This window comes from Saccharibacillus brassicae, assembly GCF_006542275.1.
Lineage (GTDB): Bacteria > Bacillota > Bacilli > Paenibacillales > Paenibacillaceae > Saccharibacillus > Saccharibacillus brassicae.
Map to the genome: position 1 here is coordinate 4,566,729 of NZ_CP041217.1, position 25,328 is coordinate 4,592,056.

The 25,328-nt window shown below is 60.8% G+C and carries 18 protein-coding genes; 12 read left to right on the forward strand and 6 right to left on the reverse strand.

All coding sequences use genetic code 11. From position 1 onward, the window contains the following. Positions 1–18 precede the first annotated feature (18 nt). The 5 genes from FFV09_RS19080 to FFV09_RS19100 all read left to right on the forward strand — a co-directional run bounded on the left by FFV09_RS19080 (position 19) and on the right by FFV09_RS19100 (position 5,193). Entirely contained in the window at positions 19–543 is a 525-nt protein-coding gene (locus tag FFV09_RS19080) for a hypothetical protein (protein WP_141449301.1), read from the forward strand. Between the two features lie 291 nt (positions 544–834). Then, positions 835–1,803: a phosphotransferase family protein gene (locus FFV09_RS19085; RefSeq protein ID WP_170315083.1), complete on the forward strand. Its 969-nt coding sequence runs from the start codon at positions 835–837 to the stop codon at positions 1,801–1,803. Between the two features lie 121 nt (positions 1,804–1,924). Continuing rightward, positions 1,925–2,530: a DJ-1/PfpI family protein gene (locus FFV09_RS19090; RefSeq protein ID WP_170315084.1), complete on the forward strand. Its 606-nt coding sequence runs from the start codon at positions 1,925–1,927 to the stop codon at positions 2,528–2,530. A gap of 261 nt (positions 2,531–2,791) precedes the next feature. Continuing rightward, positions 2,792–3,850, forward strand: coding sequence for a lactonase family protein (locus FFV09_RS19095; protein WP_141449304.1), 1,059 nt, complete (start codon positions 2,792–2,794; stop codon positions 3,848–3,850). 194 nt (positions 3,851–4,044) lie between these two features. Further along, complete coding sequence (locus tag FFV09_RS19100; RefSeq protein ID WP_141449305.1) at positions 4,045–5,193, forward strand: sensor histidine kinase; 1,149 nt, start codon at positions 4,045–4,047, stop codon at positions 5,191–5,193. Between the two features lie 195 nt (positions 5,194–5,388). Here the strand turns inward: FFV09_RS19100 and FFV09_RS19105 are convergent, their stop codons facing one another. Continuing rightward, the gene (locus FFV09_RS19105) at positions 5,389–6,315 is read right to left on the reverse strand and encodes an AEC family transporter (RefSeq protein ID WP_141449306.1); all 927 of its coding nucleotides are present in this window, start codon (positions 6,313–6,315) and stop codon (positions 5,389–5,391) included. Between the two features lie 156 nt (positions 6,316–6,471). Continuing rightward, positions 6,472–6,783, reverse strand: coding sequence for a hypothetical protein (locus FFV09_RS19110; protein ID WP_141449307.1), 312 nt, complete (start codon positions 6,781–6,783; stop codon positions 6,472–6,474). Positions 6,784–6,984: 201 nt separating this feature from the next. Between FFV09_RS19110 and FFV09_RS19115 the strand changes: the two genes are divergently transcribed. Then, on the forward strand, positions 6,985–7,977 hold the full coding sequence (locus tag FFV09_RS19115; protein WP_141449308.1) for a sugar kinase: 993 nt from the start codon (positions 6,985–6,987) through the stop codon (positions 7,975–7,977). Positions 7,978–8,118: 141 nt separating this feature from the next. Further along, a complete protein-coding gene (locus FFV09_RS19120) occupies positions 8,119–9,003 on the forward strand; it encodes an NAD-dependent epimerase/dehydratase family protein (RefSeq protein ID WP_141449309.1) in 885 nt (294 codons plus the stop codon). Between the two features lie 226 nt (positions 9,004–9,229). Here FFV09_RS19120 and FFV09_RS19125 read toward each other — a convergent pair whose 3' ends face one another. After that, positions 9,230–10,483, reverse strand: a complete 1,254-nt coding sequence (locus FFV09_RS19125) for a nitrate/nitrite transporter (RefSeq protein ID WP_141449310.1) — start codon at positions 10,481–10,483, stop codon at positions 9,230–9,232. A 439-nt stretch (positions 10,484–10,922) separates the two neighbouring features. Here FFV09_RS19125 and FFV09_RS19130 point away from each other — a divergent pair, with 439 nt between their 5' ends. Both FFV09_RS19130 and FFV09_RS19135 read left to right on the forward strand, forming a co-directional pair. Then, positions 10,923–13,136, forward strand: coding sequence for an FAD-dependent oxidoreductase (locus FFV09_RS19130; protein ID WP_141449311.1), 2,214 nt, complete (start codon positions 10,923–10,925; stop codon positions 13,134–13,136). A gap of 135 nt (positions 13,137–13,271) precedes the next feature. After that, entirely contained in the window at positions 13,272–15,455 is a 2,184-nt protein-coding gene (locus FFV09_RS19135; RefSeq protein WP_141449312.1) for a molybdopterin oxidoreductase family protein, read from the forward strand. A 185-nt stretch (positions 15,456–15,640) separates the two neighbouring features. On the opposite strand, the gene FFV09_RS19140 is transcribed toward FFV09_RS19135, so the two are convergent. Together FFV09_RS19140 and FFV09_RS19145 are read right to left on the reverse strand one after the other, a co-directional pair. After that, entirely contained in the window at positions 15,641–16,072 is a 432-nt protein-coding gene (locus FFV09_RS19140; RefSeq protein ID WP_141449313.1) for a threonine/serine exporter family protein, read from the reverse strand. Between the two features lie 18 nt (positions 16,073–16,090). Continuing rightward, positions 16,091–16,846, reverse strand: a complete 756-nt coding sequence (locus tag FFV09_RS19145; RefSeq protein ID WP_141449314.1) for a threonine/serine exporter family protein — start codon at positions 16,844–16,846, stop codon at positions 16,091–16,093. 422 nt (positions 16,847–17,268) lie between these two features. Here FFV09_RS19145 and FFV09_RS19150 point away from each other — a divergent pair, with 422 nt between their 5' ends. Continuing rightward, positions 17,269–18,339 (forward strand): FUSC family protein, encoded by a 1,071-nt coding sequence (locus FFV09_RS19150; protein WP_141449315.1) that lies wholly within the window; start codon positions 17,269–17,271, stop codon positions 18,337–18,339. A gap of 237 nt (positions 18,340–18,576) precedes the next feature. Continuing rightward, on the forward strand, positions 18,577–20,976 hold the full coding sequence (gene helD / locus FFV09_RS19155; RefSeq protein WP_141449316.1) for an RNA polymerase recycling motor HelD: 2,400 nt from the start codon (positions 18,577–18,579) through the stop codon (positions 20,974–20,976). Between the two features lie 100 nt (positions 20,977–21,076). On the opposite strand, the gene FFV09_RS19160 is transcribed toward helD, so the two are convergent. Beyond that, positions 21,077–22,075 (reverse strand): AraC family transcriptional regulator, encoded by a 999-nt coding sequence (locus FFV09_RS19160; RefSeq protein WP_141449317.1) that lies wholly within the window; start codon positions 22,073–22,075, stop codon positions 21,077–21,079. Positions 22,076–22,298: 223 nt separating this feature from the next. Here FFV09_RS19160 and yicI point away from each other — a divergent pair, with 223 nt between their 5' ends. Then, entirely contained in the window at positions 22,299–24,614 is a 2,316-nt protein-coding gene (yicI, locus tag FFV09_RS19165) for an alpha-xylosidase (protein ID WP_141449318.1), read from the forward strand. Positions 24,615–25,328: the final 714 nt, after the last annotated feature.

Below are 25,328 nucleotides of genomic sequence, written 5' to 3' on the forward strand. Positions count from 1 at the left end.
ACAAATGGAGGGAATACGATGAATTTGCACGAATGGACAAACGCCGCGCTGCGCGGGGAGATCGTGGAAGACGACGTGCAGCACGCGCTGTGGCTGCTGTCGAATACGCCGATGCTGTACGACAACGGCGAGACGATTGCCGTCGAAGATTATATGCGCGGACTGGAACACCAGCCGCCCGCCGCGGAACTCGAAGCGCTGGGCGAGCTGTACGCCACGGCGGTTGCGGCGAGCCGGCGGTTCGCCGAACCGGCGGAGTTCGACCGGATGCAGGACGTGCTGAGCCTGCAGTTCGATCTCTGGGCGCGCGGCGTGCTGGCACTGCCGGACTGGATGAACTGGTTCGAGGGATTGGCCAAAGGCGTCGTCGACCTGCCGGTTTACGATTTCGACGAAGTGCTCGGCAGCGCGCCGGAAGGCTTCATGATCCAGGATTTTCACGACGAATTGAATTATCGGCTGGAAGATGCGCCGGAAGACGAGTGGGTGCTGTCGCATCTTGACGAATTGTACCGCCGCGTCGGTGTAACCGGAAAAGCATAAAATTGCGAATAAGGGTTGACGCTGCGCCGGAAAGCCGATAGTATAGGGACAACGAGAGACGAGCCGACCACGGCTTGTCTCTCGTTTTATTTGTTAACGGGTTTATTTTAGCGCGAAAATAATCGATTATAGTCGAAAAAATAACATTTTTCTGTAACTGCCTTCAAAAACACCGGTTTTCCGCGTATAATCAAGCACACCATACCCGGCCTATAGGCATAGGACCGGCACGATACGAACGGACTGCCGCAGGCGGTCGATCGGAAAATTCCCGCAGGAGGTGAGAACGAGTTGGACGGTAAAAAAAGGAATGAGGCGCACGCAGCGGGCACGGAGAACGGCGTCCTCAGGCTGCTCGGCCGCAAAATCGCTCCGTTGGGCGAAATCATCGAAGCGTATCCGATCAGTGAAGGCGGGTCCGCGGACCGCAAATACAAAGTTCATTTCTACGGATATGACGGCGCTTACTTGCTGCGTCTGTTCGACGGATTCTCGTTCGACCTCAGACGGGCCGAATTCGAAGCGCTGCACCGGATGCAGGCGATGACCGTGCACTGCTCGCGTCCGATCGCGTTCGGGCAATGGAAATCGGACGGATTGTTTTTCCTGCTCTTGTCGTATATCGAAGGGACGGACGCGGAGCGCATCCTGCCGCTCACGCCCAAGCCGCAGCAGCTGCGGATCGGCATGCAGGCGGGGGAAGAGCTGAGCCGGATCGGCTGCTGCGCCGTGCCCGAGCCCGCCGAAGCGTGGGCTGCGCGGCATCGCCGCCGGATCGAACGCGCCGAAGCGGTGCTCCAGGCAGGCGGCGTCTGGGGAGCGAGCGCGGAAGTCGCATCCGCGAAGCTTCGGGCCGACTCCGGGCTTGCCGAAGGCCGGCCGGAGTCTTTCCTGCACGGCAGCTTCGGTCCGGCGAACCTGATCGTACATACGGGCCGGCTGGTCGGCGTGATCGGCTTCGAACGATTCGGCTGGGGCGACCCGGTATACGAATTCGCCCGGCTCGGACTGCACAGCCGAAGCCTCAGTCCGCTGTTTTGCACCGGCCAGATTCTCGGGTACCACGGCGGGCAGGCGCCCGACGACCTGTTCTGGCGGCTGTACGCGCTGTATGCGGCGTCGGGGGTTCTGTCGCAGCTCGCGGATACGCTTGAGCAGCGTCCCGAAACGTTCGGCGAGACGCTTCAGATGGCGGACCGGCTGCTGCTCGACCATGACGGGTTCGCGAGCGATCGGCCTTCCTGGTTCGCCGCCTTATAAAAATTCGGAATATGCGCGCAAAACCCGATTCGAACGCCACACTTCGGGGTTATTTGAAAAGTGGAGCTTGGTCTCAGACTCAGGCAAAAGTTATCGGATAACCGGAAGGGGAATTTGGGAATTGAAAACGTACATTCTTGTCTATAACGGCTTTACGCAGTTCGAGGTCGTGCTCGCGGCGCGTTTGATGAAAACGGCCGGCGAGATCATTACTGTCGGATTGTCCCCGGAGCCTGTAACCGCGCACGAAGGATTTCGCATCGTGCCGCATATGACGATCGAACGGGTGGAAGCGGGCTCGGTCGATCTCTTTATCGTGCCGGGCGGCGATCTCTCGCAGATCGCGCGCCGCAGCGAAGTCGAAAACCTGCTCAAAGCGGTTCAGGCCTGCGGCGGCACCGTGGGCGCGATCTGCTCCGGCACGCTGCTTGCGCTGGACGCCGGCCTCGCGCGCGGTCGCAGTTTCACCGCGCCGGCCGGAGCTTCTGCCGCTGCGCCGACCGGCGCCCGTCTGGAGCGTCCGGTCGTGTCGGACGGTGGCCTCGTGACGGCGCAGGCTTACGGCTACGTCGATTTTGCCCTCGAATTGGGCCGGCTGACCGGCATCTACCGGGACGAAGCGGATTACGACGAGACGGTACGTTTCTTCGAATTTTTCAAGCCGGCTGCCGAGAAAGCCCCGGAACCTCTGCGCGCCGTCGGCCTCGAAGCCGGTGTAGCCGTATAAATCGGGACGAAGACTTCGCCCCGCGCCTTCGGCAAACGCAAGGCCGGATCGGGAGCAGGCGCCGATCCGGCCGCTTTCGCTTGGAATAAGCGATTTGGGATTTGCGGGGCTTTACGTTATAATGGAACGATAATAAAGTCCATATTCCCGGGCGACCCCGCCTTCGGCGGGCACCGGGACACCAGGCCGCATCCGCGGCGGAAGCGGCTTGCGCGCGTTTCGGCCGCGAATGGCGGCGAATGAGAACCAGGAGGCATACACATGACATCCAATCAAAAAATGTTCGTTTTCGTCGGCTCTTACGCCGAATCGACTTCGAGCGGCGTCTATACGTACGAGTTCGACGAGACGACCGGCGAGCTTCGACTGCTCGACCAGACGTCCGGCCTCAAAAATCCGACGTTCCTGAACGTGGACGTCGAGCATTCCCATATTTACGCGATCGGCGAAGTCGAAACGGACAGCGGCAAAGCGGGCGAAGTCATGATGATCCATTTCGATCCGAATGGCACGCTGACGCGCTTCAACCGCACGATCACGACGCCGAACACGACCTGCCACGTCCAGCGCGATTCGGACAACCGCTTCCTGGTCGTATCGAGTTATCACGGCGGAATGGCCGGACTCGTATCGCTCAAGGAAAATGGCCATGTCGGCGAACTGCTGGACGTCCAGACGCACGAGCCGATCGACGGCGCGGCTCCGCATGTGCACTCCGCGTTCTTCAGCCCGGACGAGAAATTCCTGCTCGTGCAGGATCTCGGCCTGGACCTGATCCGCACCTATGCGATCGACCGCGAAGCCGGCAAGCTCGTTGCCCAGGGCGACACGAAGGCAGCCCAAGGCGCCGGACCCCGCCACCTTACGTTCCATCCGGGCGGACGTTTTGCTTTTGTCATCAATGAGCTGAATTCCACGATCGCTTCGTACCGCTACGACGCCGACAGCGGATCGCTGAGCGAGATCGAAGTCGTGCCGACGCTTCCGTCCGATTATTCGGGCGAGAACGGCTGCTCCGAAATCGCGCTGTCCGCGGACGGGCGCTTCGTGTACGGCGCCAACCGCGGCCACGACAGCATCGTCGTCTACGCGTTCGACGAAGCGGGCGAGAAGCTGACGCTGGTGCAGCATATTTCGACCGAAGGCGGCCATCCGCGCCATTTCGCGCTGACGCCGAGCGGCAGCCATCTGCTCGCGGCCAATCGGGACGCCAACAACATCGCCGTATTCACCGTCGATAAGGAAAGCGGACGTCTGGCCTTTACCGGCCATACGGTGAGCGTATCGAAGCCGGTATGCGTACGTCCTTATTACGTGTAAGGACGTCTGACCGCAGGCAGTCGGACTCCGGCTGCACGGCGAAGCCGGGCGGTTCTTCCGTAAGCGGGAAGAACCGTTTTTTTTCGTCCCAAAGGCAGGCAACGCAGGAAAAAACCCGGTTCTTATGGTACGCTGGGTAAGGTTTGAATTTGAACGGACTCGCCGGGGGGCGAATTAGGGGAGGGGACGGAAAGATGAGGGATTTGCCGGCTTCGAATCCGGATTGGACGCATATCATCGGAGAGCTTCGCTCGTCCGTCACGATTACGGACGCAACCGATCCGGAGCAGCCGCTTATTTTCGTCAATGAGTATTTCCTGCAGCTGACGGGATATTCGCGGGAAGAAGTGATCGGCCGCAACTGCCGCTTTTTGCAGGGGGAAGAGACCCGAAGCGAGACGGTACGGGATATTCGCGATCGATTGTCCAAATGTTTGCCGATCCGGACGGAAATTTTGAATTACCGCAGCGACGGAACCTTGTTCTGGAACGAACTGAACATCGATCCGATCTTCGACGCCGAAGGCCGCTGCGTATTGTTCGTCGGGCTGCAGTACGACGTGACCGACCGCAAGATGCTGGAAGAGGAAGCGGCGCACGCGGCGCGTTCCGCCCACCGGCAGAGCCGGGCGTTGATGGAATTTATCGGCAAGCTCAATCATGAGATGCGCAACAACATGAACGGCATGATGGGGCTGCTCGACATCGTGCTCATGGACGAAGATCTGCCGGAAGACGTACGCGAATATTTGGAACTGGCGAAAGGCAGCGGCGATGCCCTGCTCAATATCGCCAACGACGCGCTCGATCTGGCCGGCGCGGCCGACGGGCGCATCAAGTTGGAGCGGATCGAGTTCAATCTGAGATATATTCTGGATTCGATTCTCAAAGCGCATTACTTGCGTGCCGCGGAAAAAGGGCTGGAGCTGAGTCTGTCGGTCGGCCGCGGCCTGGTCCAGCGCATCTACGGCGATCCGCACCGGCTGCGCCAAATTCTCGATAACCTGATCGGCAACGCGCTCAAGTTCACCGAACACGGCAGCGTGACGCTGTCGGCGGAAGTGCTGCCGGAGTGGACCAAGGCCGGCGAAGTGCGTATCCGCTTCACCGTGCGGGATACCGGAATCGGCATTCCGGAGAAGCATATGGACAAGCTGTTCAAAGCGTTCAGCCAGACGGACGCTTCGCACGCGCGTCTGTACGGCGGTTCCGGGTTGGGACTCAAAATTTGCGAGGAATTGGCGGGCTTGATGGGCGGAAGCATCTCTGTCGAGAGCCGCGAAGGGGAAGGCACCGCGTTCCATGCCGATCTTCCGTTCTCGACCGAAGGCGAAGCCGAATAGCGCTTGCGTCCGGTCCCGACCGCGGCATGTCGAGCCTCCCGGCCGCATAACGCCTACCAAAAGGAGACGGTCCTCGGGGACCGTCTCCTTTTTTGCCGTTTCCGGCACTTTGCGCTTCACGGCTTCGCCCGAACCTGCCTCCAAACCGGCCGCGCCCTGGCTATTGCCGCTATTGCCGTTAGTTGACGCTCCGCTTCACGGAGCCGTCCAGACGAGCAGCAGCGGCAGCGCGACGAACGACGCCAGCGTCGTCCACAAAATGCAGCGCGAGACGAAATTCGGCGACGCGCCGAACTGCTCGGCGAGAATGACGGCGTTGACCGCCGTCGGCATCGAAGCCAGCACGAGCAGCACGCCGAGCAGCAGCGGCTCCGCCCCGAGCAGCAGCAGGATCAGCCAGCTCAGCAGCGGGGCCACCAGCAGCCGCAGCGCGAGGCCGGCCCGGAACGCCCGCCGCAGGTTCGGCTGCCATTCGCCGCGGACGGCTCCGATCATCTGCGCGCCGAGAATGACGAGTACGACCGGCGAATAGGCGCCCGCCAGCAGATTGACGCCGGTCTGCACGACGTCGGTCAGCTCGATCCCGGTCACGCGCAGCAGGCCGGCCAGCGCCGCCACATAGAGTGCCGGCAGCTTGAGCATCGCCCGGCCTGCCTGCTTGATCGAGAAATGCGACCGCGCCGCAAAAAATACCCCGACCGTATTGACGATAATGATCTGCATCACGACGTAGACGGCCGCTTTGTCGAGTCCGGACTGCCCGAATGCCAGCAGCACGAGCGGCAGTCCGTAATTGACGCAGTTCGTAAACGAAGCGACGAGCGTCAGGCCCGCTTTTTCCGGATCGCCGAGCTTGAGCAGACGTCCGAGCAGGATGGACACGCCCCACATGGCCAGCAGGTTGATCAGGCTGAACGCGACCGTGATGCCGACGTCTTCGGCGGAGACGCGCGCGTTCAGCAGCGTGGTGAAGATGATCGCCGGACTGAGCAGGTACAGCGACAGCACAGACAGCGGCTTGGTGTCGAGTCCGCGGAATCGCCGCAGCAAAATGCCGGCGATCACGGGCAGAGACAGCGGCAGAAAAACGTGATACATCGTAACGAAAACGGACAGCAGCATAAGAACCTTCCTTCGCCTGCCGGCGCTGTGCGGCCGCTTGCGCGGCGGGCCGGACGCGCCGACCGCGCCGACCGCGCTGAAGCGACCGAAGCCCCGCGTGATAAACCCACTTTATCGCAGCGGGGCGGGTCCGTCCAATACGGCGTGCCTATACGCTTATAGGCGCCGGCGTTCCACGAAGCGTTCGAGCTGATCCAGCAGCCCTTCCCGCCGCAGAATCTCCGCCTGTCTCGGACCGATCAGGTCAAAGTGCGGATAACGTTCGCGGCGGTGGATATGGGCGGGGCTGAGTCCGTTGTCGACGCACCAGCGCGCCAGCCGGTCGAGATCGGAGCAGCCGACCTTGGTGACGGAGGTGACGCCGGGAAAACGCGGATGCAGCCAAAAATGGGTCAAATAGGCGATCTCTCCGCGTTCCACCGCTTCTTTCCAGCGCGTCAGCTCTTGTCTGTCGATTCCGAATGCCATAGTTTCCCTCTTTTCTTCAAACGTTTCCTCATTATAACAGCGAAGCGCCGCACTGAGCCAATCCGGCCGTGCATGGGCTTGTCCGGCAGGCATTTACCGAGTAAACTGAAGACAGTTTGATGATAGCGTATCCAAAAACAGACGGACATCGGCTGCGGCAGAAACGAAGCGGCGGAGAGTGCGGGGAGGAGACTTACGGAAATGCGGAATACGGAAGTGGACGTGGTCACGCTCGGAGAAAGCATGATTTTGTTTCAGTCGTACAATCAGGGGGCGCTGCAGTACGAGCCGCTGTTCACCAAGTCGCTGGCGGGCGCGGAATCGAACGTGGCGATCGGTCTGTCGAGGCTGGGCAAAAAAGTGCGCTGGATCGGCCGGCTCGGCAGCGATCCGTTCGGCGACCTCGTCTTGAGCACGCTGTCCGGACAGGGTGTGGACGTCTCGCATGCCGTGCGCGACGAAGAAGCGCCGACAGCCGTCTATTTCAAAGATTTCAAGCGGTACGGCGATCCCGCGGTCTACTATTATCGCAAAGGCTCGGCGGCCAGCCGGCTGTCTCCGGACATGGTGGACGACGCGTGGCTGGAAGGCGCGGGACATCTGCATGTGACCGGGATTACGCCGGCGCTCGGACCGGACACGGCCGAAGCGACGCGGCTGTTGATGCAGCGGGCGCGGGCGCTGGGGCTGACGGTCTCGTTCGATCCGAATTTGCGCCGCAAGCTGTGGAGCGAAGACTTGGCGCGCAAAACGCTGCTGTCGCTTATTCCGCTGTGCGATATTTTCATGCCGGGCGACGAGGAAGCGGAATTCCTGCTCGGCCCGAAAGAGATCGAAGAGTACGGCCGGGCTTTCCTCGACATGGGACCCAAGCTTGTCGCGATGAAGCTGGGCGCGGAAGGTTCGATCGGATTTGCGGGGCAAGCGGTCGTGCGCGCGGAACCGTTCCCGGTCGACCGGCTGATCGACACGGTCGGCGCGGGCGACGCGTTCGCTTCCGGCCTGCTGTCCGTATTATTGGAGCACCGGAGCGAGCTTGCGGACGGCCTCGGCGAAAAGCCGCTGCATGAAGCGCTGCGGCGGGCGAACCTGCTCGGCTCGATGGCGACGCAGTTCAAGGGAGACTGGGAAGGACTGCCGACGCTTGCGGAGGTGCACGGCATTCAGGGCGGACACAAGCACGTGACGCGTTAAGTCCGCCGGAGGTTTTATTTGCCGCCGATTTGCTTTATGCGCAGGAGCGGTTATGCTGAATCATGGAACCGGCGCCGGCGTTTGCGAACAGGCAGCGGGCCGGCTGCCGACAATCGACGGACAAACAGGAGGACTTACATCATGGCGCAAGACGTACTGGTACTGGGAGGCACGCGTTTTTTCGGCAAAATTCTGGTGGAAAAGCTGCTGGAGGCGGGGCATGCGGTCACGATTCTGACGCGCGGCACGACGCCGGACCCTTTCGGTGAACGGGTGACGCGTATCCGGGCGGATCGCACGGACGAAGCCGCTTTGGCAGCGGCCGCGGAAGGCCGGCATTGGGACGTCGTCTACGACAACATCTGCTACGATGCCAACGAAGCCCGGGCGGCGATACGGGTCTTTACCGGCAAAATCGGCCGTTATGTGCTGACGTCCAGTCTGAGCGTGTACGAAGCGGGTTCGGCGGACATGAAGGAAGAACTCGTGGACACGGCCGCTTTGGCAGTCCCGGCAGGTCCGGTGGACAAAGTGCCTTACGGCGAAGGCAAAGCGCAGGCGGAAGCCGTCTTTTTCCGTGAAGCGCCGTTTCCCGCGGCTGCGGCGCGCTTCCCGATCGTGCTCGGCCCGAACGACTATACGAAGCGTCTGCAGTTTCATGTGGACCGGATCAAAAGCGGCGTGTCGTTCGTGATGCCCAATACGGAGGCCCGCATCTGCTTTATCCATGAAGAAGAAGCGGCGGACTTCCTGCTGTGGCTGGGCGGGATCGAGGCGGTCGGACCGTTCAACGCGGCTTCGGCCGGCAAGCCCAAGCTGCGCCAGGTACTGGGCGCGATCGACCGGGAGACGGGCGGCCAGGCGATCGTTCTTCCGGAAGGCCCGGACAGCGAAGGCTCGCCGTTCGGCATTCCCGACCACTGGGCGATGGATACGTCCCGCGCCGAAGAAGCCGGATTCAAGTTCCGGGAGCTGGACGACTGGCTGCCGGGTCTGGTGCGGGAGCTGGCGGGCCGGCAGAACTGATTGCTGCGCTGAGCCTTGACTTGAAGCTGTGAGACCTTTTTGCATCGAAAAGACAGCCCGAAACGGAAAACGACGACAGCTGAAGCTTGCTTCAGCCGTCGTCGTTTTTTTTGCGTTCAACAAGACGTTTGCGTTCAACAAGACGTTTGCGTTCAACAAGACGTTTGCGTTCAAGAAGGAATTTGCGTTCAACGAGGAGAAGCGGCCGATACCGCAGCGGCGCCGATCAGGAATTCAGCTGCCCGGAATTGCCGGACGAAGCCGGAGCGGCAGCGGCAAGCCCGCCTGCGGCCGCCCAGGTCGTGCGCCATCTCAGCTGGATGACGACCAGCAGGACGAGAGCCAGCAGCGCGACGCCGCTGAGACAGACGAATCCCGGCGTGTAGCTGCCCGTCATCTGATACAGCTTGCCGAGCAGCATCGGCAGCGCGTAGCCGCCCAGGCCGCCGGCCGCGCCCACGATGCCGGTCATCAGACCCAATTCGCTGCCGAAGCGCTGCGGAACGAGCTGGAACACCGCTCCGTTGCCGGCGCCGAGGCACATCATGCCGGCAAACAGAAGCAGGACGACGGCTGCCAGAGGCGGCATGGAAGCGACGAGCGCAAGCATCAGGCCGGCTCCGCCGAACAGGATCGTCAGCATGCGGATTCCGCCGATCCGGTCGGACAGGAAGCCGCCCAGAGGCCGGAAAAAGCTGCCCGCGATGACGCAGATCGTCGTGAAGTCGGCGGCCCGGACCGCGGATAGACCGTACTGGGCATTGAAGAAGATCGTCAAATAGTTGGAGAGGCCGACGAACCCGCCGAAAGTCACCGCATAGAACAGGCAGAACACCCAGGCATCGCCTTGACGCAGAACGGAAGCGTAATGCGACAGCTTTTTGGGAGCGGGACGGTTCGGGCTGTTTCGGGCAAACAGGGTGAAAATGACGAACACGACGGCGATCGGAATGATCGCCAGGCCGAACACGATTTCCCAACTGCCGAAATGCTGCGCGATCCGGTTCGCGAACAAGGTGGAGAGCACGGTGCCGCTGTTGCCCGCACCCGCAATCCCCATCGCGAGGCCCTGGTGTTCTTTGGGATACCACTGCCCGGCGAGAGGGAGAGCTGCCGCGAACGAAGCGCCGGCGATGCCGAGAAGAAGGGCGACCACGTAGAGCTGTTCAAGCGACTGGACGAACTGCCAGCCGATCACGAGGGGAACGAGCGTGAGCAGCATGCCGATCTGGCCGGTCAGTTTGGGGCCGATATAATCGGTGAGCGCTCCGAGCACGAGCCGGAGAATCGAGCCGCCGAGAATCGGGAGGGCGACCAGCTGCGCTTTTTGCAGCGGGTCCATCGGATAGTCGGCCGCGATGACGACAGCCAGCGGCCCGATCATCACCCACACCATAAAGCTCATGTCGAAGTACAAAAAGGCGCTCAACAAACTCGGGGTGTGGCCGCTTTTCCAAAAACTCTTTTTTGCGTTTTCCATTTCGTCTCATCTCCTCGCAGATCGGTTGAAAAAGCCGGAAAATCCGAAAAGGCCGCAGCTCGTTCTATGAAGAAAGAACGAACCGCGGCCTCATTGCCGGATGCAGACCTCACAGCGTTGTGCGGCCTTTGACTACGCAAAGTATAAAAATTTAAAGGTTTTGTGTCAATATAATTTACTCAAAAAGTTTAAAAATCATAAAAAAACGGATTTATCGTACTTTTAACGTTAGGTATAGTTACATAATGATTGACTTCGACGTATCGTTCCCCTACTCTATGAATAGCTATTCGGTACAATGGCGTACCGCTTTGCATCGGCAGCGCAGCCTATTTTTCTTTCCGCCATGGAAAGAAGATAGGCTTTTTGTGTCTTTTTTTCCAAATCGAAAGCATGCAAAAAAACGAGAAACGAAAAGCGAGAAAGGACTGAGGCGGACATGAGCGAACAAAAACCGAAGCTGGTCGTGATCGGAAACGGGATGGCGGGCATCCGCTGCCTGGAAGAAATTCTGAAGCTGGCTCCCGACCGGTTCGAGATGACGGTGATCGGCGAAGAACGCCATCCCAACTACAACCGGATGATGCTCTCCAAAGTGCTTCAGGGCCATTCTTCGTTCGACGAAATCGTGCTGAATCCGTATGAATGGTACCGGGAACACGGCATTGCGCTGCATACGGGCGAACGGGCCGTACGGATTCGGACAGGCGCGCGCCGCGAAGTGGAGACGGCTTCGGGGCTGAGCCTGCCCTGGGACCGGCTCATTATCGCGACCGGTTCGTCCGCCTTCGTTCCGCCGATTCCCGGCGCGGACAAAAGCGGCGTTATCGCTTTTCGCAATCTGGAAGATTGTTCGGCCATGATCCGCGCTTCCGGCAGCGTGCGCCGGGCCGCGGTGATCGGGGGCGGCCTGCTGGGGCTGGAAGCGGCCCGCGGCCTGCTGAATCTCGGCATGGACACGCAGGTCGTGCACAATGCGCCGTTTCTGATGAACCGGCAGCTCGACGAGACGGCGGCCAAGCTGCTGCGCAAAGAACTGGAAAGCCAGGGCATGCGGTTCCGGCTGAACACGACGACGACGGCCATTACCGGCCTGAACCGGGTCAAAGGGCTGCGCTTCGCGGACGGAGGCCGCATGGAAACGGAACTGGTCGTGCTGGCGGTCGGAATCACGCCCAACACGGAGCTTGCGGCAGACAGCGGCATCGCGATCCGGCGCGGCATTGTCGTGGACGACAGCCTGCAGACGAATATGCCGGGCGTATACGCGGTCGGCGAATGTGCCGAACACCGGGGAATCGCCTACGGCCTGGTCGCTCCGCTGTACGAGCAGGCCAAAGTGCTGGCGAACCGGCTGTGCGGCGCTTCCGACGAGCCGTATGTCGGCTCGACGCTGCATACCCGGCTCAAAGTCGCCGGGGTCGACGTCTTCTCGGCGGGAGAGATCCGCGAAGACCAGGCGGAAGTCGCGCAGCGGACCGAAGACGGCCTGCGCGGCCTGTACCGCAAAGTGACGATGCAAGGCGGGCGCATCGTCGGCGCGATCCTGTACGGGGACACGGCGGAATCGACTTCGCTGCTGAAGCTGATCGCGCGGCAGGCTTCGGTCGATACGCTCGTTTCCGGCGGAGAAGCCGGCACGAAAGCCGGCGGAGGGATGCAGGCGGCGGCCGCGGCGCTGCAAGGCGGCGAACAGGTCTGTGCCTGCAACGAAGTCAGCAAAGATTCGATCGTGCAGGCGGTGGTGTCCGGCGGCCTGAGTTCGGCCGATCAGGTCAAGCGGGCTACGGGCGCTTCCGGTTCCTGTGGAGGCTGCCGGCCGATGGTGGAAGCGCTCGTCGAATACGCGAAATCGGGCGCGGGCTTGGTGTTGGCCGGCGAAGCCGCCGCGGAAGCGCCGGACAGCGAAGAAGCGCTCTGCGGCTGCGTGCCGTTCGGCCGCGCCGGGCTCAAAGCTGCGGCGGAAGCGGTCCGGCCGGATTATGCGCCGGGCGGGCCGGGCTTCGCGCGCGGCGGTGTGCCCGGCCGGGGAGTGCACTTGATCCCGGAGCGGGAATGGGCGGGCGGCTGCGACATTTGCCGGCCGGCCGTGCTCTATTATTGGCAGGTCGGCAGCGGGAGCGGCGCCCGGGAAGACGAAGCGGGCGGTGCGCGGCGCTATTCTATGCGCGAAGCGGGTATCGAGGGGCGGGCGGAGCCGGCCGGGATGTTCGCGCCGGCTGATGCGGAGGCGGAAGCGGCGCGCCGGATCGGCGAGCACTTGGCCCGCAGCCTGCGGGCGGCGGCGCTGCCGGGGCCGGTCGACGCGGCGGTCTCGGCCGGTCCGGACGATCCGCGGGGCATCGCGGTTCGGGATATCGGGCTCGGGCGCTGCCCGGCCGGATGGGAACTGTATGCCGGCGGGCATGCGGAGCATCCGGTCCGCGCCGGCGAATGGGTCGGAGTGGCCGGCAGCGAAGAAGAAGCCGCCCTGCTCGGGGAAGCGCTGCTGCAGCTGTACCGGGAACAAGCTTTTTACGGCGAGGCGCTGTGGGAATGGTTTGAACGGTTCGGGCTCAGATCCGTGCGGGAGATTCTGCTGGATCGCACGCTTCGGGAAGAACTGGCCTGGCGGTTGGCGGAAGAAGCGAATGCGGAATCCGCTGCTTACTAAATCGATTAAATCGATTAGATCGACCAGAGCGAACAGAACGACCGGATCGAATGGATCGAATGGATCGAATGGATCGAATGGATCGAATGGATCAACCAGATTGAATGGATCGGCCTATTGAAAAGGAGGCGGCTTATGTTCAACGCATTCACCGAAACAGGGCCCGGCAGCGGAGCGACGGCTGCCTGGCAGACCCAATGTCCGTTTTGCAGCGTGCAGTGCAAGATCCGGCTCGAAGAAGGGCCGGCCGCGGTCGGCAGCGGCACGGCGCTGCGCGCGCGGGGAGACGACAATGCCGCTTCCGAAGGGCGCCTGTGCGTCAAAGGGCAGAACGCGCATCAGCATGCGGTCAGCCGGGAACGCCTCCGGTATCCGATGATCCGGCGCGAAGGACGGTTGGTGCGGGCTTCGTGGGCGGAAGCGATACGGGCGGCGGTGAAGCTGCTCGCGGCTTCGTCCGAAAGATACGGGCCGGACGCGGTCGGCGTATACGGCGGCGGCTCGCTGACGAACGAGACGGCTTATTTGCTCGGCAAGTTCGCCCGGCTTGCGCTGGGGACGAAATATATCGATTACAATGGCCGATTTTGCATGTCCGCCGCCGCTTCCGCCGGCAGCAAAACGTTCGGGCTTGACCGCGGATTGACGTTTCGGCTGTCGGATATTCCGCAGGCGGACTGTATCATTCTGGCGGGAACGAATCTGGCGGAATGCCAGCCGACGCTTATGCCTTACTTCAACCGGGCCCGCGAGAACGGCGCTGCGATCATCGTCATCGATCCCCGCTCGACGGCTACCGCGGCCGCCGCCGATCTGCATCTGCCCGTACGGCCGGGCACGGATGCGGCGCTTGCGGCGGGCATGCTGAAAGTGCTGATCGAAGAAGGACTGATCGACGAAGCGTTTATCGCCGGCCGTACCCGGGGATTCGAAGAGCTGCAGGAGCGGACGCTCGGCCAGATGACGCTGGCTCAGACAGCGGCGGTCTGCGGGGTGGACGAAGCTTCGATCCGGCAGGCGGCGCTGCTGTACGGCCGGGCTTCGACCGGGATGATTCTGACGGCCCGGGGCGTCGAACAGCAGACGGACGGCCATCTGGCCGTGCGCGAATTTCTGAATCTGGTGTTGGCCACAGGCAAAATCGGGCGGCCCGGCTGCGGGTACGGCGCCGTGACCGGGCAGGGCAACGGGCAGGGCGGCCGCGAGCACGGGCAAAAAGCGGACCAGCTGCCGGGCTACCGCTCTATCGCGAATGCCGAAGACCGGGCTTATATCGCTTCGGTCTGGGGCGTCGAACCCGAACAGATACCGGGAGCCGGCGTGTCCGCTTACGAAATGATGGAGAAGATTCACCGGAAAGAGATCCGGACGCTGTTCGTGATGGGCTCGAATCCCGTCATGTCCAATCCGAACGTCGCTCTCGTCGAAGAAGGTCTGGCGAAGCTGGACGGGCTGATCGTGGCGGATCTGTTCTTGTCCGAGACGGCGCTGCTGGCCGATATCGTACTGCCGGTAACTTCTTATCTGGAAAACGCGGGCACGCTGACGAATCTGGAAGGCCGGGTGCTGCTGCGCGAAGCGGTGCGTCCGGCAGTCGGCGAGGCGCGCGACGATTGGGATATCCTGTGCGAAGTTGCGCACGGGCTCGGACAGGGGGAAAGGTTCCGTTTCCCGTCTGCCGAAGCGATCTTCGACGAGCTGCGGCGGGCCAGCCGCGGCGGACTGGCCGATTATTCCGGCATCACGTACGAGCGGCTGCGCCGGGAAGAAGGCGTCTACTGGCCGTGCAGCGAAGAGGAGAGCAGCAGCGGACTGATGTTCGAACAGGACTTCGCCCATGCGGACGGCCGGGCCGTCTTCTCCGCACCGCCGCAGACGGCATCGGCACCGTCCAAGTCCGTCTCGCCCGACTACCCGCTTATTTTGACCAACGGGCGGGTACTGCCCCATTACCTGACGGGCGTGCAGACCCACCGCAGCCCCGTGCTCGAAGCGCGGGAAGCGGCCGCTTTTCTGGAGCTGCACCCGTCGGCCGCGAAAAGGCTCGGCGTGCGCGACGGCGAATGGGTGCGGATCGAATCCGAAGCCGGCGAATTTTACGCGCGCAGCCGCCTGACGCCCAAGATTCGGGCCGATACGGTATTCGCTCCGATGCACTGGGGCGGCGTGCAGAACGTCAACCGGGCCACTCTGCCGGAGCTCGATCCGCACTGCAAAATGCCCGGATTCAAAACGACGCCGGTCCGCGTCTCTTCCTGCGCCGCCCCGGGCGAAGCTTCCCGGCCGCATGCAGCCTCCGTACGCGCCCCGCAAGGTTGAACGATCGAAGTCGAACGGCAGGTGGCGAACGGCAAGCGGAGGGCAAAAAGCGGAGAACAAAAACTGGAGAACAAAAAGCGACGCCGTCCTGCGCAATCGGCAGGAACGGCGTCGCTTGGTCTTGACTGGGTCTTGACTTGATCTTGACTTGATCTTGACTTGATCTTGACTTGATTATGATTTGATCAGGACTTGATCGCGTCCCGGCGGCGCAGCATCTGGTTCAACACTTCCGACAGCACGAGTCCCGCCGCGATTGCGCCCGCGATCATCAGCGTCTGCGCGCCGATCTGGAGCGCTTCGTCGTACCGGTTCTCCACGAAGCGCCGCATGGCGTTGTAGGCCATGCCGCCGGGGACGAGCGGAATGACGCCCGCGACGCTGAAGATGATGACCGGCGTGCGGTAGATTTTGGCGAACAGCTGGCACAGGATGCCGACGAGCAGCGAAGCGGCCAGCGTCGCCGGCGCTTCGCCGATCTCGCCGCGGATGCAGACGTACAGCACCCAGCCGAGCATGCCGACCAGGCCGCAGTGAAACAGCGATTTTTTCGGGGCGTTGAACAAGATCACGAACGCGGCCGCGGCGAAAAAGCTGGTCAGGAAATGAGCCCACATCAACGTTGTCCTCCTACTCTAATGGAAAAAGATAAGCGCGACGGCGATGCCCGCCCCGATCGCGAACGCGGTCAGGCACGCATCGGCGCCTTTGGATATGCCGGAGACGAGATGGCCGGCCATCAGGTCGCGAATCGCGTTCGTGATCAGCAGGCCCGGTACGAGCGGCATGACGGAGCCGACGGCGATCCGGTCGAATTCGCGGCCGAAGCCGGCCCAGATAAACAGCAGGGCGAGCAGGCCGACGAGCAGCGCAGCCGAGAATTCGGCGAAAAATTTGACCTGCACGATGCGGTGCAGCCAGACGGAAGCGGCGAAGCCGGCGCCGCCCGCGATAAAGGCGGCCGGAAAGTCCGGCCAGCTGCCGCCGAACATGATCTGGAAGCAGCCGCTCGTCAGGGCGGCGGCCAGAATCTGGACGGTCAGCGTATAGTTCGGGGCGGCCGCTTCCGCTTGCAGCAGCAGCGCTTTCGCTTCGGGAGCGGCAAGTTCGCCCGACGCGATCCGGCGCGAAACGGCGTTGACTGCGGCGATTTTGTGCAAATCGGTCGTCCGTTCCTCGATCCGGATCAGCTTGGCCGGCTGTTCGCCGCTGGTCGAGAAGATCAGCACGGTGGGCGTCACATAGCTATGGCTTTCGGTCAGTCCGAAAGCGGTCGCGATCCGCACCATCGTGTCTTCGACCCGGTACGTCTCCGCGCCGCTTTGCAGCATGATTTTGCCGGCCAGCAGGCACAGCTCGATCGTTTCGTATATGGATGTTTTTTGGCTCAACGGAATCCTTCTCCTTCGTTAAGTCGTTCATTAAAGCGTTCGATGATAGAGGCAGGCACGCGTTCGTGCGTTGATCTATTCATGGCAACTCATTGTAACATAATTGAAATCTGTTTTTCAGCTTGTCTTAAGCTTTGTTGGGTAAACTATAACTACAACCCCCCCCTTGCTATATATATGTTGGACCGCAGGCGCCACACGGCGCGGCGGTCCCTTTTTTTGCGTCCGCACTTTGCGCGAACGGGGCCCGGGCGTTATACTAAGGAATCGGGCCTTGCCCCTCCATCATGGATCATTTTGCTCCCAAAGCGGGTAATAGGGGGCATGCACGCAACGAAAGAGCGGTCGGACCTATCGGAACGAACAAGCCGGGTGTTTCGGCTGTCGCAGGTTCGACGCGGACGAACAAAGGAGGAATAGGCGTGAATTTCGGCGCACGCATGCTCAAAACGGGGATCGCGGTCACCCTGGCGCTGTATCTGACGATGCTGCTCAATCTGACGCCGCCCGTCATCGCCGCCATCGCGGCCATTTTTGCCATGCAGCCCACGATCTACAAATCGTGGACGTATTTTCTGGATCAGCTGCTCACCAACACGCTGGGTGCGGCTATCGCCGTTACGGCGGGTCGGCTGCTGTCCAGCGAACCGATCGCGGTCGGGCTGACCTGCATCGTCGTCATCATGATCTGCCTCAAAATCAAGCGCGCCGATACGATCGGGCTGACGCTCGTGACGGTTATTGCCGTGATGGAAGCTTCCGGACAGTGGGATTTTGCGCTCAACCGGTTCCTGATCAGCGTCATCGGCATTTTTGCCGCGTTTATCGTCAACGTGCTTGTTCTGCCGCCGAAACCGCGCGAGCAGTTTATCGGGCAGATCCAGTCGACGTTCACGCAGCTGTCGCTGCTTATGCGCACCGCCGTATCGGACGAGATCAAGGAGAGCGTGTTCCGCGACGAACAGAAAGCGCTCGAAGGATCGATCCAGTCGCTGACGGAAAAGTATAATCTGCTCGAAGAAGACCAGCATAAGCGCAAACGTCCGTCCTACACCGAGAGCCGGCATCTGGTCGTGTACAAGCAGATGCTGCGGACGCTGAGCAAAGGCAGCGAAGTCGTGCAGGCGGTCGAAGAGCACTATTTTCCGACGGCGCGCACGTTCCGGCTCGACCAACTGTTCGACCAACAGCTGGAATCGATGATCAAATACCATGAACACGTGCTGCTGAAATTCGAAGGCAAGCTGAAGCCGGACGACCAGCCGTGGCTCAACCTTGAAGAAGAGAACGAACAGTTTGCCGCCGCGATGAAAGACTATTTGCAGCAGCAGGAAGGCAGCACGCTGCGCCTGACGATCGTCGCGGCGGAGATCCATGCCTACGGCTACCAGTTGGAGCGGCTGAATCGCCTCGTGGAGCATTACGGCGACAGCGGGCGCAGCGGGAAGAAACCGCTGCTGCACCGGCTGAATCCCAAAAACTGGCGCGGTTGAATGAGCCGGCCGGCGGCTTCGCTTCGTTCAAATCCGTTTATGGAAAAAAGCCCGGGGTAATAGTAATAGGAGTAGTTGCGTTCATCCGAATTACACAGGGAAGGAAGTCCGGATGTCCGGCGCTCCTTCCCTTTTTCTGTCGCTTGAGATTTTTAGGGAATACGCCGACCGGCAAAATCGGGTAAAATGGTCATACAATAAATAGGGGAAGACCAATAGGCAAAAGGGGATGGACATATGGACACGACGGATCACGAATGGAAACGGGAACAAGCGCGCGTCGACGACGTTACGGACAAGATCGCTCGCCGCATACGCGGGCTTGAAGCCCAGGTGGGCGAAATGCGCGTCGACGTCGTCGGGCTGCGCAAAGAATTTTGGGACGAAGTCACGATGAACTTTGCCGAACCGGACGATCTCGGCGAGACGTCGACCAGCATGCGGCAGCAGTCGCAGGTTCTGGCGGAGCGGGAATTCGGCCACAAGCGCGCGTATTCCCAACTCGGTAAGCTGCGTCGGCTCAAAAATTCGCCTTATTTCGGCCGTATCGATTTTCGCGAGAGTTCCGATGCGGCGTCCGAGCCGATCTATCTCGGCATCGCTTCGCTGCTGGACGACAACGAGCAGGATTTCCTGATCTACGATTGGCGCGCGCCGATCTCCAGCCTGTATTATGACGGCGCGCCGGGCGACGTCGCTTACCGCACGCCGGGAGGCAGCGTCGAAGGCGAGATGGAGCTCAAGCGCCAATACGTGATCCGCGACGCGAAGATCCGGGTCATGTTCGATACGGGGATGACGATCGGCGACGAGCTGCTGCAGGAAGTGCTCAGCCAGAGCGCGGACGACCGGATGAAAAGTATCGTCTCGACGATCCAGCGGGAACAAAACGCGATTATCCGCAACGAACAGAGCCGGCTGCTGGTCGTGCAGGGCGCGGCGGGCAGCGGCAAGACGTCCGCCGCGCTGCAGCGGGTCGCTTATTTGCTCTACCGTTACCGTGATACGCTGAGCGCGGACCAGCTGGTGCTGTTCTCGCCGAACTCGCTGTTCAACAGCTACGTCTCGACGGTACTGCCGGAGCTCGGCGAAGAGAACATGCTCCAGACGACGTTCCAGTCTTATCTGGAGCGGCGGATCGGCCGCGAATTCGAGCTCGAAGACGCGTTCGACCAACTGGAATACCTGCTTGGCGGCGACGTATCGGAAGACGGGGCGTACGAAGCGAGGCTGGCCGGTATCCGCTACAAGTCGTCGCTGGATTATCTGGAAGTGATTCGCGCCTACCGCGAATACTTGTCGGAGCAGGGCATGATGTTCCGCCCGATCCGCTTCCAGGGACGCGAGATCGTCTCGGCCGAAGACATGCGCCGCCGGTTCTACGATTTCGATCGCACGGTCAAGATTCCGAGCCGGATCGAGCAGATGGGCAAGTGGCTGCTGAAGCAGGTGAGCGAATACGGCAAAAGCCAGCGGGAAGAAGAGTGGGTCGACGAACAGATCCAACTGCTCGATTCAAGCGCCCTGCACCGGGCCTACAATCTGATGCGCCGCAAGCAAAAAGGAGCCGCCGACACGTTCGACGACTTCGATCAGCAGCATGAAGCGGCTGCGCGCATGATCGTCAACGACTGGCTGAAGCCGGTCCGCAAATGGATCAAGCGCCAGCGCTTCGTCGACGTCAAAGGCATGTACCGCAAGCTGTACAAAGACGAAGTCCTGTTCACGAGCCTGTCCGGCGGACGTCCGCTGCCGGCGCTCTGGCACGAGTTCTCGCGCCAGACGCTCGACCGCCTCGCCAAGTCGGAGCTGATGTTCGAAGACGCGACTCCGCTGCTGCTGCTGCGCGAGCTGCTGCAGGGCTTTATTACGAACACGGCGATCCGCCACGTCATCGTCGACGAAGTGCAGGATTACACGCCGTTCCAGCTCGAATTTCTCAAGCGGTTGTTCCCGCGCGCCCGCATGACGGCGCTCGGCGACCTCAATCAGGCGATCTACGGCCATGACTCGGCGCTGGACGATTACGATCCGCTGCTGAATCTGTACGGGCGCGACGAAAGCATGGTGCTGCGCCTGACCCGCAGCTACCGTTCGACGCGCGAGATTACCGAATTCACCAAAGCGATGCTGCCGGAAGGCGAAGACATCCTGCCGTTCACCCGCAGCGGCGACAAGCCGGTGCTGCGCCGGTTCGAAGCCGGCTCGGTCGAAGCGATGGAAGCGGCGCTGATCGACGATATCGGGGAGCTGCGCGAACGCGGGCTCGACTATATCGCCATCATCTGCAAAACGCAGAGCGAGTGCGTCGAGCTGCACAAGCGGCTGCAGGGCCGGCTGGACACGCGGCTCATTACGAAGAACACGCCGGCGTTCGAGAAAGGCACGGTCATCGTGCCGGCCTACCTCGCCAAAGGCGTCGAGTTCGACGCGGCGCTGCTGTACAACGCGTCGGCCGACCGCTACGCGCGCGAATCCGAACGCAAGCTGTTCTACACCGCCTGCACGCGGGCGATGCACGTGCTGCATCTGTACGCGGAAGGCGAACCGAGCCCGTTCGTCGGCGGCGTGGACCCCGCCCTGTACGACGTGCGCGGCGAGCAGGCGGAAGCCGGCCTGAACCGGCGCGATTCGTAAGCCGGGCTGCTCCGGCTCTCGCCCCTGCATGGATTCAAGCGTGAACCCGTGCCTCGGTTCAGAAGCGGATTCAGGCGCGCGGCAACAGCCGCCCCGCCCGTCAGGCTGACGGCGGGGCAAGCGGGCCGCTTCCGCGACTTTTTGCACCGGGCGATTGCGCTGCGCGGCCGCCGGCCGCCGGTTCGATCCGGGCAAACGTCGGCGAACGGGAAGCTTCCGCGGCCGCTTTGAGGCGCTTGCGGTACTGCGACGGCGTGCAGCCCTGATGCTGCTTGAACACGGAGATAAAATAGCTCAGGCTGTCGAATCCGACTTCCATCGCGATCTCCACGATTTTGTGGCCGCTGTTCTCAAGCAGTCGGCACGCCTGCTGGGTCCGGTAGCGGTTGAGGTAATCGACGGGACTTTTATGCACCATGCTTTTGAAAAAACGGCAGAAGTGCCCTTCGCTCATATTGAGCAGGCCCGCCAGGTCGCCGAGCTTGATCGGGGACGGGTAATGGTGGTGCATATGGCCGAGTACCTTTTTGAGCCGTTCGATCTTCTCGACGTCGCCCCCGGCCGCCGCCGGGACGTTTTCGCGCATATGCTGCTGCAGCAGCGCGAAAATCTGGTACAGCCGGGCTTTGGTCATCAGCTGGTAAGCGGGCACGGAACGTTCGTTGTCCGAGATGATGGCCGCAATCAATCCCAGAATGTCGCGCTCCCAGTCTTCGCGTCCGGTCAGATGCGAAGGCGGGAGCGATTTTTTTTGCAGCAGAGGTTCGATAAACCGTTCCTGAAGCGCGTCGTAGCCCCGGCTGGACAGAAAATCCCCGTTGAACACGACCGCCGCGAACGCGCACGGTTCGTCGCCGACCCGGTGGCCCGCATGCAGCTCGCCGCCGTGGACGAACATCGCTTCGCCCTGCGACACTTCGTAATACTCCGTGCCGATCTGGAACCGGATCGTGCCGCGCGTCACGATCGTGAACTCCATTTCTTCGTGCCAATGGGAATCCATGATCGTCGTATAATCCAGATCTTCCATGACGTAGACACTCACCGGATACATCGGATTGCCGTGTATGCGTTCTTCTTTGAGCAAAGCGCGGTCCATCGGCTTCGCCTCCTTCGCCGGGCGGCATGCCGCCAAATATGAAATCGTTTCCAAAATGTGGGGATTATAAAAGAGTTGAGACGCGAAAAGATCAAAATAACGATACTTTAGATCAAAATAACGGAAGAAAATTCATATAAAGATCAATATCATTATAACTGTAGTCACGGCGATCGTACAACGGCGCCGAGGACATTCGACACTGCCAAGGGGGATTTTACGCATGAAATTTACTGATGGATATTGGATGGTCCGCGACGGATACAATCTGCAAAATCCGGTCGACATCCGCGACGTGGTACAGAAGGACGATTCCTTCACCGTATACGCCGCTACGAAAAAAGTGGAAAAACGCGGCGACACGCTGAACGCCACGCTGCTCAAAGCGACGTACAGCTCGCCGATGCCGAACGTGATCCGCGTCCGCTTGAACCGCCACGCCGGCGGCGTGAAACAGACACCCGAATTCGAACTGTACGGCTCGGAGACGAACGTACAGATTACAAATAACGACGAGCTGCTGGCGCTGCAAAGCGGCGAGCTCAAAGTCAGCATCAACCGTAACACCGGCTTCGCCAGCGAATTCCATTACGGCAGCCGCCGCCTGACCGGCAGCGCGTTCCGCCGCGCGGCGCATATCGAGCACAAAGCGGCCGGCAAGACGTACTTCCGCGAACAGCTCGATCTGGGCATGGGCGAATACGTGTACGGTCTGGGCGAGCGCTTTACCCCGTTCGTGAAAAACGGCCAAACGGTCGATATCTGGAACGAAGACGGCGGCACAAGCAGCGAGCAGTCGTACAAAAACATCCCGTTCTACCTGTCCAACAAAGGGTACGGCGTGTTCGTGAACCATCCGGAAAAAGTATCGTTCGAAGTAGCTTCGGAGAACGTGTCCAAAGTGCAGTTCAGCGTGGAAGGCGAAACGCTGGAATACTTCATCATCGGCGGCGAAAATCCGAAAGACGTGCTCGACAACTTCACGAAGCTGACCGGCAAACCGGCGCTTCCGCCGGCCTGGACGTTCGGGCTGTGGCTGACGACTTCGTTCACGACGAACTACGACGAAGAAACGGTCAACCATTTCGTCGACGGCATGAGCGAACGCGACCTGCCGCTGTCCGTATTCCACTTCGACTGCTTCTGGATGAAAGAATACCAGTGGACCGACTTCGAATGGGACAAAGACGTGTTCCCGGACCCGGCGGGCCTGCTCAAGCGTCTCAAGGACAAAGGACTGAAAATCTGCGTCTGGATCAACCCTTACATCGCAGAAAAATCGATCCTGTTCGAAGAAGGCATGGAGAACGGCTACCTGCTCAAGCGCAAAGACGGCAGCGTGTGGCAGTGGGACATGTGGCAGGCAGGCATGGGCATCGTGGACTTCACGAACCCGGCCGCGGTGAAATGGTATCAGGGCAAGCTCGAAGAACTGGTCGATCAAGGCGTAGACTGCTTCAAGACCGACTTCGGCGAGAGAATCCCGGTGGAAGACGTCGTCTACTTCGACGGTTCCGATCCGGTCAAAATGCACAACTACTACACGTTCCAATACAATAAAGCGGTCTTCGAAGTGCTGGAGAACAAACTCGGCAAAAACGAAGCGGCACTGTTCGCCCGTTCGGCTACGGTCGGCGGCCAGCAGTTCCCGGTTCACTGGGGCGGCGACTGCTCGTCGACGTACGAGTCGATGGCGGAAAGTCTGCGCGGCGGCCTGTCGCTCGGCGTATCCGGCTTCAGCTTCTGGTCACACGACATCTCCGGCTTCGAGCAGACGGCTCCGGCCGACGTCTACAAACGCTGGGTACAGTTCGGCCTGCTGTCTTCGCACAGCCGCCTGCACGGCAGCGACTCGTACCGCGTGCCTTGGCTGTTCGACGACGAAGCGGTCGACGTGCTGCGCAAGTTCACGAAGCTCAAAAACTCGCTCATGCCGTACCTGTTCAACCAGGCGGCGGAATCGGCGGAACGCGGCATTCCGATGATGCGTCCGATGTTCCTGGAGTTCCCGGAAGATCCGACCTGCGGACCGCTGGACCTCCAGTACATGTTCGGCGATTCGATTCTCGTGGCTCCGATCTTCAACGAGCAGGGCGATGTGACCTACTACCTGCCTGCGGGCACGTGGACAGGTCTGCTGGACGGCCAGACGAAGCAGGGCGGACGCTGGTACAGCGAAAACTACGACTTCATGAGCCTGCCGGTCTTCGTCAGAGAAGGCACGCTGCTGGCTGTCGGCAGCCAGGACAGCAAGCCGGATTACGACTACGCCGACGGCGTGACGCTGCACCTGTTCGGTCTGGAAGACGGCAAGACCGCTTCCGCGAACATCATCGGCCTCGACGCGAAGACGGTCGTCGAAGCTTCGGCCGTACGCAGCGGCAGCGAGATCAAGATCAGCGTATCGGGCGGACAGAACGTGAAGCTCGTGCTGCGCGGCATCTCCGAAGTATCCGGCGTGGACGGCGCTTCGCATGAAGCCGGCGAACAAGGCCTGCTGCTGACGCCTGCCGGCGGCAGCGTGACGGTTAACCTGTAAAAATAACGGGGCAAGGGGTAAGGACGCGTTTTCCGGAAGGAGCGCGGCTTTGCCCCATTTGCGTAGGAAAAAAAGGGAGAGAAAGCGCCAAGGGAAGGGCGGAGTCGTCTACGTGGGCGAGGTGGAGGGCGGCGGTTTGGGCGGAACCCGCGAGTAAGACGGGGAATGTTGACTAGGCGTCAACATTTCAAGCGAGACTCGCACATAAAGTCGCAAATGTTGATTAGGCGTCAACATTTCAAGCGAGACTCGCAGGTAAAGTCGCAAATGTTGATTAGGCGTCAGCATTTCAAGCGAGACTCGCAGATAAAGTCGCAAATGTTGATTAGGCGTCAACATTTCAAGCGGGACTCGCAGATAAAGTCGCAAATGTTGATTAGGCGTCAACATTTCAAGCGAGACTCGCACATAAAGTCGCAAATGTTGATTAAATGTGCGCATTTGCCGCGGTTTTAGCCGCAATCGGCTCTTTTGCATTGAAAATGTTGATTTTTAATCCACATTTGCATGAAACTCTATCGGCACAGGGGACAAATGTTGACCAAAAGTCATCATTCGTCCGCGCGGCTAGTCTGGTTTTCGCTAATTTTATAAGGTACGCGAACGACGGAAAGACAGAAAGACAGAAAGACAGAACGAATGAACGAACGAGCGGGCGCAGCGCATACCGGAAAATTCACCGCGGTCGTGCCCGAATGCTCGTTTGATTTCTTT

Coding starts and splice junctions, on each gene's coding strand:
- FFV09_RS19080 (WP_141449301.1), top strand. CDS start 19: ATGAATTTGCACGAATGGACAAACGCCGCGCTGCGCGGGGAGATCGTG.
- FFV09_RS19095 (WP_141449304.1), top strand. CDS start 2,792: ATGACATCCAATCAAAAAATGTTCGTTTTCGTCGGCTCTTACGCCGAA.
- FFV09_RS19100 (WP_141449305.1), top strand. CDS start 4,045: ATGAGGGATTTGCCGGCTTCGAATCCGGATTGGACGCATATCATCGGA.
- FFV09_RS19105 (WP_141449306.1), bottom strand. CDS start 6,315: ATGCTGCTGTCCGTTTTCGTTACGATGTATCACGTTTTTCTGCCGCTG.
- FFV09_RS19110 (WP_141449307.1), bottom strand. CDS start 6,783: ATGGCATTCGGAATCGACAGACAAGAGCTGACGCGCTGGAAAGAAGCG.
- FFV09_RS19115 (WP_141449308.1), top strand. CDS start 6,985: ATGCGGAATACGGAAGTGGACGTGGTCACGCTCGGAGAAAGCATGATT.
- FFV09_RS19120 (WP_141449309.1), top strand. CDS start 8,119: ATGGCGCAAGACGTACTGGTACTGGGAGGCACGCGTTTTTTCGGCAAA.
- FFV09_RS19125 (WP_141449310.1), bottom strand. CDS start 10,483: ATGGAAAACGCAAAAAAGAGTTTTTGGAAAAGCGGCCACACCCCGAGT.
- FFV09_RS19130 (WP_141449311.1), top strand. CDS start 10,923: ATGAGCGAACAAAAACCGAAGCTGGTCGTGATCGGAAACGGGATGGCG.
- FFV09_RS19135 (WP_141449312.1), top strand. CDS start 13,272: ATGTTCAACGCATTCACCGAAACAGGGCCCGGCAGCGGAGCGACGGCT.
- FFV09_RS19140 (WP_141449313.1), bottom strand. CDS start 16,072: ATGTGGGCTCATTTCCTGACCAGCTTTTTCGCCGCGGCCGCGTTCGTG.
- helD (WP_141449316.1), top strand. CDS start 18,577: ATGGACACGACGGATCACGAATGGAAACGGGAACAAGCGCGCGTCGAC.
- FFV09_RS19160 (WP_141449317.1), bottom strand. CDS start 22,075: ATGGACCGCGCTTTGCTCAAAGAAGAACGCATACACGGCAATCCGATG.
- yicI (WP_141449318.1), top strand. CDS start 22,299: ATGAAATTTACTGATGGATATTGGATGGTCCGCGACGGATACAATCTG.